Genomic DNA, 12,149 nt, shown 5'->3' with positions numbered 1-12,149 from the left:
CGTGCCGGCACAGCTGTGTCGGTAGCCGTGCCGGCACAGCCGTGTCAGTAGCCGACGCGGAACGTCGCGTCCTGCTTGACCGTGGTCGTCGAAGCGCTGGAGACCGGGTCGATCCGCAGCTCGTAGTTCCAGTGCCGGATATACCGGTCGGGGAAGTTGTACGAGCGGAACGACGTCCAGGACGAGTCGGCGAAGCCCGCCGTGCGGTAGAAGGTGGCGTCCGACTTGAACAGTGCCGTGCCGTCGTCGGCGCGGAGCACGAGTGCGTAGTTTTCGTGCCGCAGGTAGCGGTCCGGGACGTTCACCGACCGGAACGACACGCCGGCCGGGTCGGCCAGGCCGGGGACGAGCGTCCACAGCTGGTCGGTGTACGGGTCGAACGGGTACGGGTCGATGCGCGCCACGTCGTCGGCGTGCCGGACGTACCGGTCGGGGAAGTTGTACGACTTGATCCGGTTCCAGGCCGGGTTTCCCCACTTGGCCACCAGGTTCGTCAGCTCCGTGGCGGTGATCGGTGTCAGGCCCGGGTGTTTGGAGTTCAGCGGCTGCGTGTAGGCGCGATCGTTCAGCAGCGTCCAGGAACCGCTCGCGACATCGCTGGTCTGCCAGCAGAAGAACCGGCCGTTCGGGCTCCACGTGTCGCCCCACATGTACCAGACGTCGGCGCTGTTCGACTTGACGATGTTGGGCGCCTCGACCCCGCGCCCGGGCGAGATCGCGCTCGTGTAGCCGCTGAAGCTGCCGGGGGCGAGGGAACTCGACCGGGTGCCGAGCAGGGTGCTGTTGGTGTTGTTCTTGTAGTACATGTAGTTGACGCCGTTGACGCTGACGAAGCTGCCGTCGATGGTGTCGTAGCCGGGGTCGAAGAAGACCTGCGGCGCGGACGCCGTGACGAAGTCGGTCGTGTAGTTGACCATGAGGATGTTGTGGCCGCCACTGACCGCCGAGTACACGACGGCGTACTGGCCGCGTGAGGCGTCCCAGTACGCCTCCGGCGCCCAGGCGTGGGTGGCGAGCGAGTGCACCTTGAGCAGCCGGTAGCCGGTGAAGGTGCGCAGGTCGGCGGAATCCCAGATGTGCAGGTACTGGCTCTGGTAGTTCCAGTCGGTGCCCTTGAGGTCGGTGGCCATGACGACGAAGGTGCCGTCCTGCTTGCGCAGGATGAACGGGTCACGCAGGCCGGTGCTGCCCAGGGTCGGGGTGGCGACGGGGTTGTTCTGGTTGAGCGGGGTCCAGTTCAGCCCGTCGGAGCTGACGGCCAGGTGCAGCCCGTAGTTCGCGCCGGCCATCGTCGGCGACTCGGTGAAGTAGGCCATCGCGTAGCCGGAGTAGGTGGCCGCCGCGGCGGTGCCGGGGCGGAGCAGGGCGCCTGCCGAGCTCGCGCCGATCACCACGGCTGCCTTGCCCACGGCGGAAAGCAGTTGCCGACGCTTCATTGCGTTACCCCGATCCGTGTATCCCCGAACCCGCCAAATCGGGTTGTTAGCGCTAACATTTTGTGGCGCTCGCCCCGGGTTGCCATTGACGACCGGGGTTCGGGTGTGATGTCCAGCGAGTACGCCACATCCTCAGCGAACGACCGGCTGAAGTCAACGCCCGGTTTCCGCCGGCGCCCCGGACGACGCGACGCGAACGCTCCTGAAGGCCGCTGCCAGGGCAGCAGGTGCCCTGACAGCGGCCTTCAGAAGGGGCGCTAACCCTGGGAGATGTAGGCCTGGAGCTGTTCCTGGCTCTGCTCCAGCTCTTCCATCCGGTTCTTCACGACGTCCCCGATGGAGATGATCCCGGCCAGCCGTCCGTCGACGAGGACCGGAACGTGGCGGATCCGCCGCTCGGTCATCAGCACCGACAACTGGTCCACCGAGTCGTCCGGGCCGCAGCTGGCCACCAGTGTCGTCATGATCTCCGACACCGGCCCGTCGAGCAGGCCGGGGCCGCGCTCGTTCAGCCGGCGGACCACGTCGCGTTCCGAGACGATTCCCGCGATCGAACCGTCCGGGGCGACGACCACCATCGCTCCGACGTTGTGCTCGGCCAGTCCGGCGAGCAGCGTGGTCACCGTGGTGTCCGGGGTGACCGTCGCGACCGCCGACCCCTTCTTTCGCAGCAGATCCGCAATCCGCATGGCGATCCTTCCCGTCGGGAACTGGATCACCACAGGTTAGGGCCACCCGGGCCAGCGCGAAAGTCCGGCAAACGGGGCGTGTTCGTGGTATTGCCGTGCGGTTGGTTCAGCCGAGCCGTTCGGCCAACCCGTCCAGCGCCAGCCGGATTCCGGCGGCGTAGTCGTCGTCGCCCAGGGCGTCGAGGCGGGACCGCGCCAAGGCCAGTTGCTCGCGGGCCGCCGCGACGTCACCCAGTTTGCGGTAGTCCTCGCCCAGGTTGAGGTGCAGCGACGGGTAGAACCCGCGCACGGCCAGGGACGAGTGGTACTCCTGGGCCCGCGAGTCGGTCAGCGAGTCCGCCGCCGCGAGCGCGCGCAGGTCCCACTCGAGTTCCTCGGCCGGGTCGTCGCAGACGTCGGCCATGTGGTGCGCGACCGCGACGCGGTGCAGCGGGTCACCATCCGGTCCGATCGAAGCCCACAACGCCGTGAAGGTCGCGTACGCGCCGGCCCGGTCGCCGCCGATGTGCTGCCGCAGACCGGCGTCGATCGCCACCATCACGTCGTCGGTCATGCCGCTCCTTCGTCCCACAGCGCCCGCAGCCGGGCCAGTCCCGGCTCGATCCGCTCGGCCGCGACCGCACCGTAACCGAAGACGAGCCCGTGCCGCCGCTCGCCCACGGCGAAGTCCCCCAGCGAGTACAGCCGGACGCCGTGGCGTCTCGCGGCCTTCACGAGCGGGCCCGCGTCGACGGCCGAAACCGCGCTCAGGTGCAGGCCCGCGGTCGACGGCAACGGCGTCAGGACGTCCGCGAAGTCACGGGCGAGCAGCCGGGACAGCAGCTCGTGCCGCGCACGGTAGACCTTCCGCATCCGCCGGACGTGCCGGGCGAAACCGCCTTCGGCCATGAACGCCGCCAGCGCCGCCTGCTCGACGTTCGGCGCGTGCCAGTCGGTCAGGTACCGGGCCTTCACGAGCGCGGGCACGAGCGACGGCGGCGCGATGAGGAACCCGAGCCGCAGGGCCGGCGAAAGCACCTTCGAGAACGACCCGACGTACCCGACGCGGCCCCGCGAATCCAAGCTGTGCAACGGTTCCAGTGGCCGTCCGGTGTAGCGGAACTCGGTGTCGTAGTCGTCCTCGATGATCACCGCGTCGTGCCGCTCGGCCCAGTCGAGCAGTTCGAGACGGCGGTCCAGCGACATCGACAGGCCCAGCGGGTACTGGTGCGACGGCGTCACGTAGACCAGCCGCGTCCCGGCCGGGATCGCCGTGACGACGATGCCCTCGTCGTCCACCGGCACCGGCGCGACCCGGACGCCGCGCGCCCCGAGCACCAGCCTCGGCGGCGGGTACCCGGGATCCTCGACGGCGGCCAGGTCGCCGTCCCGCAGCAGCACCCGCGCGACCAGGTCGGTCGTCTGCTGGGCCCCGGCCGTGACCACGACCTGCGCGGCGCTCGCCCGCACGTCGCGCGCCACCCCGACGTGCCGGGCGATCTCGGCGCGCAGCGCGGCGTGGCCCTGCGGGTCGCCGTAGGTCATCAGATCGGCCTGGCCGGCGCGCAGCCGCTGCGTGACGAGACGGCGCCAGGTGTCGAACGGGAACAGCGAGAGATCCGGGACACCGGGCCGGAAGTCGAACTCCGGCGCCGGGGCGAACGGCGCGGGCGGCGGCGGCACCGCGTCCCACTCCGGGAGCGGCCGCACGCCGGGGACGTCCGGCGCCGGCGCCGGACGCGCCCCCGGGATCGCCGTGACGAACGTGCCCGCGCCGACGCGCCCGGCGAGGAACCCCTCGGCGGTGAGCCGGTCGTAGGCCGCGCTCACCGTCGTCCGGGAGACCGCCAGCCGCTGCGCGAGCTCACGGGTCGGCGGCAGCGCCTCGCCCGGCCGGATCCGGCCGGCCAGGATCGCCGCGCGGAGCTGCCGGTAGATCGCGTCGCGGTGGCCGCGCGTCCCGGTCAGGTCGATGTGGATCTCCACCTGCCCGAGTCTAGATTGGCCCACGAAGATTGCCGAGGATTTGGCACTGTTCGTGGTCCGGTCCCCCGCTTAGCGTGCGAACCATGGATTTCCGCGAACTCGACCGCCGGGCCCTGCTCGTCCTCGACAAGATCGTCGCCGCCGCGACGCCCGCCGACCTCGCCCGCCCCACCCCGTGCACCGGCTGGACCCTGGCCGATCTGCTCCGCCACCAGGTCAGCGAGAACCACGCCTTCGCGGCCGCGGCCCGTGACGGCTCGGCCCCGGACTGGGACGGCGGTGACCTCGGGGACGACGCGTACGCCGCCTACCAGGCCTCCGTCGACGACTTCCTCGACGCCATCGCCGACGACGCGGTCCTGGACCGGCGGCTCACGATCAACCACTTCGGCACGTTCCCGGGCACGGTCGCCCTGCACATGCACCTGGTCGACACCGTCGCGCACGGCTGGGACCTGGCCCGCACGCTCGGTCTCCCCTACGAGCCGGACGCCGAAGCCGTCGACGCCGCCCTGCGGCTGGCCGAGCGCATCCCGGCCGAGGGCCGCGAAGTCAACGGCTCGTTCGCGCGCCGCGTCGACGTCCCGCCGGACGCGAGCGAGCTCGACCGGTTCCTCGCCCTCCTCGGCCGCGACCCCGCCTGGACCCTCAGCCGACCTCGGTGACCGGGGCGCTCCAGGTGTCGCAGGCCTTCGTGGCCTTGCCGTCGTAGCCGGCCTTCGCCCAGGCCAGCTGGTGCGCGCGCGAGCCGTGGGTGTCGCTGTCGTTGGCCCGGCCGTAGTCGGCGACCGCGGCGTTCGCCAGCGACCGGCTGACCGAGCCCGAGCCCGCGACGGCCGCCAGGAACAGCGCGCCGAAGCAGTTCGCCTGCAGCTCGATCCGGCGGACGACCTCCTTGTCGGCCGCGCTGTCCTCGTTCGGCGAGGTCATCTTGTCCGCCGCCGCGGACAGGATGCCGCTCTCCCGCTGGACGTGGTGGCCGTATTCGTGGGCGATCGTCGCGATGTGCCGGGCCTTGTTGAGGCCCGCGTCGGCCAGCATCCAGTCGGTGGGCGCGTAGATCGTGGCGTCGCCGCCGCAGTAGTAGGCCACGGCTTCGTTCTCCGTCGGCGCCTTGCCGCACGCGCTGTGCTCAGGCAGCGTGACGGAAACGGTGGCGGTCAGCGTCGGCTCGTTCGCCTTCTCCAGCGCCGGGCGCCACGACTGCTCGAGGCACTCGGCGAGCGCCTGGTAGTAGGCCTTGAGCTGCTCGGCGGCGCGGCCGAGGTCGGGCAGGGAGCACGTGGCGGGCCCGGGGCTGATGCCCTCGGCGAGCAGCGGGTTGCCGGCCAGCTCCGGCACGGCCGCCGGGGGCTTCCCGGTCGACGTCGAGCCGGTGCCGCCGTACGCCCGGCCGGTGTCGGCGCCCTGCGCGGCGAAGGCGCGCCCGTCCACCCGGCGCGGGATGGTGGCCGCGATCAGCGACATGGCGAGCACGACGATCATGACCCCGGCGACGGCGCCCCAGAGCCGGTTGCGCGGCGGGGCGATCGGGACGGGCGGTGCGGCGGCCCAGTTCGGCGCCCACGGGTTCGGTTCCGGCACCCACGCGGGTTCCGGCGGCCGGGCCGATGGCGGCGGTGGTGGCGGCCCGGGAAGACCAGGCCTTCCGTCGGCGTCGTACACGTTCGCCCCCTGGCTCGTCCGCCGGACCGGCACGGACAAGCCCGAGCACGCGTCCCCCCGGCGCTGGTCATCAGCATACGGACCGCCGAAGAGGCCAGGATCACGAAACGAGAACGCCGCCCGGTGGCCGCGGGCGGCGGGCGCGGGCGAGACTGAACGCATGAGTTTCGAGGATCCGTATCTGTGGCTGGAAGAAGTGACCGGCGATGACGCGCTGGACTGGGTGCGCGCCCGCAACGACGAGACACTGGCCGAGCTGACCGCGGGGCCGCGCTTCGCCGAGCTGCGTGACGAGCTGCGCGAGGTGCTCGACGCCGACGACCGGATTCCGTACGTGCGCCGCCGCGGCGAGTTCCTCTACAACTTCTGGCAGGACGCGACGCACCCGCGCGGGCTGTGGCGGCGCACGACGCTGGCGTCCTACCGGCAGGCCGAACCCGAGTGGGAGCTGCTGCTCGACGTCGACGCGCTGGCCGAGGCCGAAGGTGAGAACTGGGTCTGGCAGGGCGCCACCGTGCTGCGGCCGGACTACCGGCGCGGCCTGGTCGAGCTCTCCCGTGGCGGCGCCGACGCCACGGTGGTCCGCGAGTTCGACCTCGACGCGCACGAATTCGTCGAGGGTGGCTTCACCGTCCCCGAGGCGAAGACGCGCATCGGCTGGATCGACGAAAACCGCGTCTACATCGGAACGGACTTCGGCCCGGGCTCGCTGACCAGCTCGGGATACCCGCGGGTGGCGAAGGAGTGGCGCCGCGGGACGCCGCTCGACGCTGCGACTTTGGTCTACGAAGGCAAGCCCGACGACGTTTCGATCGGCGCGTCCCATGACCCGACCGAAGGCTTCGAACGCGACTTCGTCAGCCGTGCGATCGACTTCTACCGCTCGGAGCTGTACCTGCGGACGCCCGGCGGCCTGGTGAAGATCGACGTCCCGGACGACGCGAGCGCGTCCGTGCACCGCGAATGGCTCCTGGTCCGGCCGCGGACGGCGTGGACGGTCGGCGGCGCCGAGCACCCGGCGGGTTCGCTGATCGCGATCCTCTTCGACGCCTTCATGGCCGGGGACCGGTCCTTCACGACGCTCTTCACGCCCGACGAGCACACCTCGCTCGACTACTGGGCCTGGACGCGCCACCACCTGCTGCTCGGCACGCTGCGCGACGTCCGCACCGAGCTGCGCACCCTGACGCCCGGCCCGGACGGCTGGCAGGACACGGCACTGGCCGGCGGGCCCGAGTTCGGCAGCGCGGACATCTTCGACACCGACCCCGACGTCAGCGACGAGTACCTGCTGAACTCCAGCGGCTTCCTCCAGCCGTCGACGCTGAGCTACGGCCACGTCGGCGAAGAGGTCGAAGTGTTGAAGCAGGCTCCGGCGTTCTTCGACGCTGCGGGCATGGACGTGACGCAGTACTTCGCGACGTCGGAGGACGGCACGAAGATCCCGTACTTCGTCGTGCGGCCGTCCGGCGCCGAAGGCGGCCCGACGCTGCTGACCGGCTACGGCGGCTTCGAAGTTTCGCTGACGCCGTCCTACAGCGGCATGATCGGCCGCGGCTGGCTCGCGCGCGGCGGCACCTACGTCGTCGCGAACATCCGCGGCGGCGGCGAGTACGGGCCCGGCTGGCACACGCAGGCGATCAAGTCCGAGCGGCACCGCGTGTACGAGGATTTCTCGGCGGTGGCCGGGGATCTGGTCGGCCGCGGCATCACGACGCCGGCGAAGCTCGGCATCCAGGGCGGCAGCAACGGCGGGCTGCTGATGGGTGTCATGCTGACGCGCTACCCGGAGCGGTTCGGCGCGATCGTCAGCCAGGTGCCGCTGCTGGACATGCGCCGCTACCACCTCCTGCTGGCCGGCGCGTCGTGGATGGCCGAGTACGGCGACCCGGACGAGACCGCGGAATGGGAGTACATCTCGAAGTACTCGCCGTACCAGAACGTCCACAGTGGACGTGCGTACCCGCCGTCGCTGTTCGTGACGTCGACGCGCGACGACCGCGTGCACCCCGCGCACGCCCGCAAGATGGTGGCGCGGATGCGTGAGCAGGGGCACGACGTCCGGTACCACGAGAACATCGAGGGCGGCCACGGCGCGGCGGCGGACAACGAGCAGCTGGCGTTCAAATGGGCGCTGGTGTTCGAGTTCCTGTGGGAGCAGCTCACGAAGTGACGCGCGCGAGCAGGACGCCGCCGACGATCAGGGCCAGCGCGGCCACCCGGCCGAGGCTCAGCGGGTCCTTGTTCACGACGACGCCGAGCACGATCGCGCCGACGGCGCCGATCCCGGTGAACACCGCGTAGGCGGTGCCCACCGGGACGGTGTCCATCGCCCGTGACAGCAGGTAGACCGCGGCGGCGCCGAGCACGAAGCACAGCAGCGTCGGCCACGGCCTGGTGAAGTTCTCCGTCGGTTTGATGCTCTGCGACCAGGCGATCTCGACGAGCCCGGCCGCGACCAGCGTGATCCAGCCCATCGGGGCCTCCTCCCAGGTGGACACGGTGTCCGGTTAGGTGAACTGGACGCCATGTCCGGATATTCCCTAGGCTTCGCGGCATGCCCGAACGCGCCGACGCGGCCCGCAACCGCGCGAAGATCCTCGCGGCGGCGGAGGAGCTGTTCACCGCCCGCAGCGCGGCGGACGTGACGATGGAGGACATCGCGCGCGCGGCCGGCGTCGGCCGCGGAACGCTGTACCGCCGCTACCCGGACCGTGCGGCGATCGCCGTCGCCCTGCTGGACGAGCACGAGCGCCGGCTGCAGGAGTCCCTGCTGCGCGGCGACCCGCCCCTGGGCCCGGGGGCGTCCCCGGGCGAGCGCCTGGCCGCGTTCTACGCGGCGATGGTGGCCCTGCTGGAGCGGCACGCGCACCTGGTGCTGGGCACGGAGGTCGGTCACTCGCGCTTCACGACGGGCGCGTACGGCTTCTGGCGCACGCACGTCCGGGTCCTGGCGGAAGCGGCGGGCGCCTCGGACCCCGACGTCCTGGCCGACGTCCTGCTGGCCCCGCTGGCACCGGAGCTGTTCCTGCACCAGACGGCGCGGGGAGTGGCACCGGAGCGGATCACGGCGACGCTGCGGGAGCTGGCTCTTCGGTCGCTCTAGAGAAGCCCGCGCGGCCGGGCCCGTTTCGGGTTGTACCGCGGCTTCGGTTTCGGCTCTTCGCCACGGATCCGCGCGAGCGCGGCCTCGAAGGCGGTGAGCACGTCGGCGACGAACGCGAGCCGGCCGACGCCGAGCCGGCGCAACGCCGGGCCGTGATCGGCGGCGACCGTGAGCGCGACGCCGAGCAGCAGCACCCGCCAGCCGCCGAACACCGCGGCGCGCACGGCCTTGGGGAGGCTCTCGAACGCGATCCGGAGCCGATGGCAGTGGAAGGGCACGTGCCGCTCCTCGTCGGCGAGGATCCGGGCGGCGACCTGCGTGACGAGCGGGTCGTCCGTGCCGTCGCGCAGCGCCCGGTAGTACCGCAGCGCGACGACCTCGGCGATCATCAGCACCATCAGTTCGAGCCGCAGCCCGAGCGCCCGCCGCAACCGCACGAACACCGTGTCCGACCAGTGGCTCGCGACCATGGGCACCCCGGCCGCGCCGAGCAGTTCGGCGAGCATCCGGGCATGGTTCTGTTCTTCGGCGACGAAGAGCTTCACGGCGGCGAGATAGCCGTCGTCACCGGCGGCCTTCGCGATGAGGTTGGCACCATCGCCGGCCTCGCCGACTTGGAACCGCTGCACGCTCCGCGCGACGTCGGGATGCAGGCGCGCCCCGCGCGACCACGGCGGATCTTCGCGCTGCCGCCTGCGTGCGGCCTCGGTTTCGAAGTCCTGGAGCCAGTGTGCGTAGGTCATCACGTCGATGATGCCCGACCGACGTGGAGGAGATGGGACGCTTCCGTGGAGATCCGGTGAGAACCGACGGCTGAGCCGGCTCAGCGCGGCACGCGGGCCGCGATGCCGTCGAGGACGCAGTTCAGGCCGAACTCGAAGGCCTCCTCCGCACTCCGCTCCTCCCCCTCGATCACCCGGCGCGCGAACTGCGGGTACTTCCCGCTCTCGATGACGTCGCGGATGTACGGGCCCACGCTCGCCTGCCACTGCTCCTTCGTCAGCCCCGAGCGGCGCTGGGCCTGGAGTTCCGCCAGCTCCTGCGTCACCCTGCCGAACACGTACGCCAGCACCGCGTCCACCGCCGACGCCGCGAAGGTGATGTCGTCGGCCAGCTCCGCCGCCGCCGCGAGGGCGGCCTCGTGGCGGCGCAGGGAGTTCGTCCCGAGCGCCGGGCGGCCGGGGAGCGCGCCGCTCAGCCAGGGGTGGCGCAGCAGCGTCGCGCGGGCCTGGCGGGCGACCGCCGCCAGGTCGGCGCGCCAGTCGCCGGTCAGCCCGGCGCCTCCGGTGTCTTCGGCGCCCGTGACCTCGTCGATCATCAGGTCCACCAGCTCGTCCCGGCTCGCGACGTAGCGGTACAGCGACGCCGTGCCCGAGCCAAGGTCCGTCGCGACCCGGCGCATCGAGACCGCCGGCAGCCCTTCGGCGTCGGCGATCGCGATCGCCGTCCGCACGATCTGCTCGACGCTCGGGGCCTGACGCCGCGGGCTGCGCCGTTCCTTGGCCCACACCAGCGCCGGCTCGTCGGCCATCCGCGCTCCTCCCGTCGTCCGTTGCGAACAGCGTACCTCAGTGGCTACGGTGTATCCGTAACGACAACACTGTAACCACTGGGGTGTCTCATGAAGGTTCTGATCGCCGGCGGCGGCACCGTCGGCCTGTCCGCCGCGCTCTTCCTCGCCCACCACGGCGTCCCGTCGCTCGTCGCCGAACGCGCGCCCGGCCCGTCCGCGCACCCGCGCGCCACCGGGCTCGGCTTCCGCACCATGGAGTTCTTCCGCCAGGCCGGCATGGCGGACGACGTCGAGGCGGTCGCCGTCCGGCCGTCGGCCACGCTCGGCAAGATCTCCGCCAGGACCCTGGCCACGGCGGACCTGCCCGACACGCCGCCGGCGCGCCCCAACAGCCCGAACCTCGTCGCTTCGAAGCTCAGCCCGGGCACGCTGCGCGGCACCTGCCCCCAGGACCGGCTCGACTCGGTGCTCCTGAGCGCGGCGCGGGACCGCGGGGCGACGATCGCGTACTCGACCACGTTCGTTTCGGCCGAGCAGGACGACGCCGGCGTCACCGCGGTGCTCGACGGCCCGGACGGGCGGCGGGAGGTGCGCGCCGACTACCTGATCGCGGCCGACGGCGGCCGCAGCGAGCTGCGCGCCGCGCTCGGCATCGGCACGACGGGCCCGGGCGCGCTGGGCCGGCCGCTGCTCAACATCCTGTTCCGCGCCGACCTCACGCGGTACACGAAGGGCCTCCACTTCGCGAACTGCACCATCACCACGCCGGAGTCGCCGGGGATGCTGGTGACCGTCGACGCCGAGAAGGACTGGATCTTCCACACCGAACTCGGCGACGAGCCGGCGGAGGCCTTCTCGCCGGAGCGCTGCCGTGCCCTGATCCGCGCCGCGGTCGGCGACCCGGACCTGGCGGTGGAGGTCCTGAGCGTGCTGCCGTGGCGGGTGCGCGGGCTGCTGGCCGACCGGTTCCGGGCCGGCCGGGTGTTCCTGGCCGGCGACGCGGCGCACGCTGTCCCGCCCCTCGGCGCGTTCGGCGCGAACACCGGCATCGCCGACGCGCACAACCTGGCGTGGAAGCTCGCCGCGGTGCTCGACGGTTCGGCGGGTCCGGCGCTGCTCGGCACCTACGAAACCGAACGCCGTCCGGTGGCGGCGCTGGCGCTCGAACAAGCGTTGCTACGGCTGAAAGACCCCCGCCTGCACTGGGAGCAGAGCCCGGCCGCCGCGGCCGCCCGCGCGGCGGCCGGGGTGGTCAACGCACCGGTCGTCCACCTCGGGTACCGCTATGACTCGGCCGCGGTGCTCGACGCCCGGCCCGAACTTCCGTCCACGGAAGAGGTCATCCTCGACGGGACGCCGGGATCGCGCGTCCCCCACGCCTGGCTGACCGACAGCGTGTCCACATTGGACCTCGTTGGCCGTCGCCTCACCCTGCTCACCGGCCGCGCCGCCTGGCTCGAGGCGGCCAGGGGACTCGACATCGACGCCCACCTCGTCGAGGACGAAACCTGGCTGTCGGCCACGGGAATCGCCGACGGCGGCGCCGTCCTGGTGCGGCCGGACCACTTCGTCGCTTGGCGGAGCACGACGGCGTCCGGGGACCTCGGCCGGGTGGTCGACCGGATCCTGGCGCGCTTTCCCGGCTCGCTTTGAAGTCCTTCATGGAGTGAGCCGGGTTCGTCGCCGGCCTGCCGCCGATTTCCGAGCCACCCCAGGCATTCGGCTGACCAGGCGGAACCACCCGCCTGGTCAGCCGAGACGAACGCCTTGCCCTT

General features: G+C 71.9%; 12 protein-coding genes. 4 read left to right on the top strand and 8 right to left on the bottom strand.

Annotated features, from left to right (window positions below; translation table 11 throughout):
- Positions 1–44: 44 nt before the first annotated feature.
- The 4 genes from AB0M82_RS18690 to AB0M82_RS18675 all read right to left on the bottom strand — a co-directional run bounded on the left by AB0M82_RS18690 (position 45) and on the right by AB0M82_RS18675 (position 4,090).
- Positions 45–1,436, bottom strand: coding sequence for a glycoside hydrolase family 43 protein (locus AB0M82_RS18690; RefSeq protein WP_364723045.1), 1,392 nt, complete (start codon positions 1,434–1,436; stop codon positions 45–47).
- A gap of 257 nt (positions 1,437–1,693) precedes the next feature.
- Positions 1,694–2,125 carry a CBS domain-containing protein gene (locus tag AB0M82_RS18685; RefSeq protein WP_364723043.1) on the bottom strand — a complete coding sequence of 144 codons (432 nt, stop codon included), beginning with the start codon at positions 2,123–2,125 and terminating at the stop codon, positions 1,694–1,696.
- Between the two features lie 106 nt (positions 2,126–2,231).
- Positions 2,232–2,678, bottom strand: a complete 447-nt coding sequence (locus AB0M82_RS18680) for a hypothetical protein (protein WP_364723041.1) — start codon at positions 2,676–2,678, stop codon at positions 2,232–2,234.
- The gene (locus tag AB0M82_RS18675) at positions 2,675–4,090 is read right to left on the bottom strand and encodes a PLP-dependent aminotransferase family protein (protein ID WP_364723040.1); all 1,416 of its coding nucleotides are present in this window, start codon (positions 4,088–4,090) and stop codon (positions 2,675–2,677) included. The genes AB0M82_RS18680 and AB0M82_RS18675 overlap by 4 nt, the downstream gene beginning before the upstream one ends.
- Positions 4,091–4,173: 83 nt before the next feature.
- Between AB0M82_RS18675 and AB0M82_RS18670 the strand changes: the two genes are divergently transcribed.
- Positions 4,174–4,755: a TIGR03086 family metal-binding protein gene (locus tag AB0M82_RS18670; RefSeq protein WP_364723038.1), complete on the top strand. Its 582-nt coding sequence runs from the start codon at positions 4,174–4,176 to the stop codon at positions 4,753–4,755.
- On the opposite strand, the gene AB0M82_RS18665 is transcribed toward AB0M82_RS18670, so the two are convergent.
- Positions 4,739–5,674: a neutral zinc metallopeptidase gene (locus tag AB0M82_RS18665; protein WP_364723037.1), complete on the bottom strand. Its 936-nt coding sequence runs from the start codon at positions 5,672–5,674 to the stop codon at positions 4,739–4,741. The two genes, AB0M82_RS18670 and AB0M82_RS18665, sit on opposite strands and share 17 nt — an antisense overlap.
- A gap of 241 nt (positions 5,675–5,915) precedes the next feature.
- Here AB0M82_RS18665 and AB0M82_RS18660 point away from each other — a divergent pair, with 241 nt between their 5' ends.
- Complete coding sequence (locus AB0M82_RS18660) at positions 5,916–7,928, top strand: prolyl oligopeptidase family serine peptidase (protein WP_364723035.1); 2,013 nt, start codon at positions 5,916–5,918, stop codon at positions 7,926–7,928.
- Here AB0M82_RS18660 and AB0M82_RS18655 read toward each other — a convergent pair.
- Positions 7,918–8,232 carry a multidrug efflux SMR transporter gene (locus tag AB0M82_RS18655; RefSeq protein ID WP_364723267.1) on the bottom strand — a complete coding sequence of 105 codons (315 nt, stop codon included), beginning with the start codon at positions 8,230–8,232 and terminating at the stop codon, positions 7,918–7,920. The genes AB0M82_RS18660 and AB0M82_RS18655 overlap by 11 nt on opposite strands.
- 80 nt (positions 8,233–8,312) lie before the next feature.
- Between AB0M82_RS18655 and AB0M82_RS18650 the strand changes: the two genes are divergently transcribed.
- Complete coding sequence (locus tag AB0M82_RS18650) at positions 8,313–8,861, top strand: helix-turn-helix domain-containing protein (protein ID WP_364723033.1); 549 nt, start codon at positions 8,313–8,315, stop codon at positions 8,859–8,861.
- Here AB0M82_RS18650 and AB0M82_RS18645 read toward each other — a convergent pair.
- Both AB0M82_RS18645 and AB0M82_RS18640 read right to left on the bottom strand, forming a co-directional pair.
- On the bottom strand, positions 8,858–9,604 hold the full coding sequence (locus AB0M82_RS18645; RefSeq protein WP_364723031.1) for a ferritin-like domain-containing protein: 747 nt from the start codon (positions 9,602–9,604) through the stop codon (positions 8,858–8,860). The two genes, AB0M82_RS18650 and AB0M82_RS18645, sit on opposite strands and share 4 nt — an antisense overlap.
- 80 nt (positions 9,605–9,684) lie before the next feature.
- Complete coding sequence (locus AB0M82_RS18640; RefSeq protein ID WP_364723030.1) at positions 9,685–10,392, bottom strand: TetR/AcrR family transcriptional regulator C-terminal domain-containing protein; 708 nt, start codon at positions 10,390–10,392, stop codon at positions 9,685–9,687.
- Between the two features lie 90 nt (positions 10,393–10,482).
- Between AB0M82_RS18640 and AB0M82_RS18635 the strand changes: the two genes are divergently transcribed.
- Positions 10,483–12,027, top strand: a complete 1,545-nt coding sequence (locus AB0M82_RS18635; RefSeq protein WP_364723028.1) for an FAD-dependent monooxygenase — start codon at positions 10,483–10,485, stop codon at positions 12,025–12,027.
- Positions 12,028–12,149 lie beyond the last annotated feature (122 nt).

The organism is Amycolatopsis sp. NPDC051128, from assembly GCF_040682715.1.
Lineage (GTDB): Bacteria > Actinomycetota > Actinomycetes > Mycobacteriales > Pseudonocardiaceae > Amycolatopsis.
This window is presented reverse-complemented; position numbering and strand designations above follow the sequence as displayed.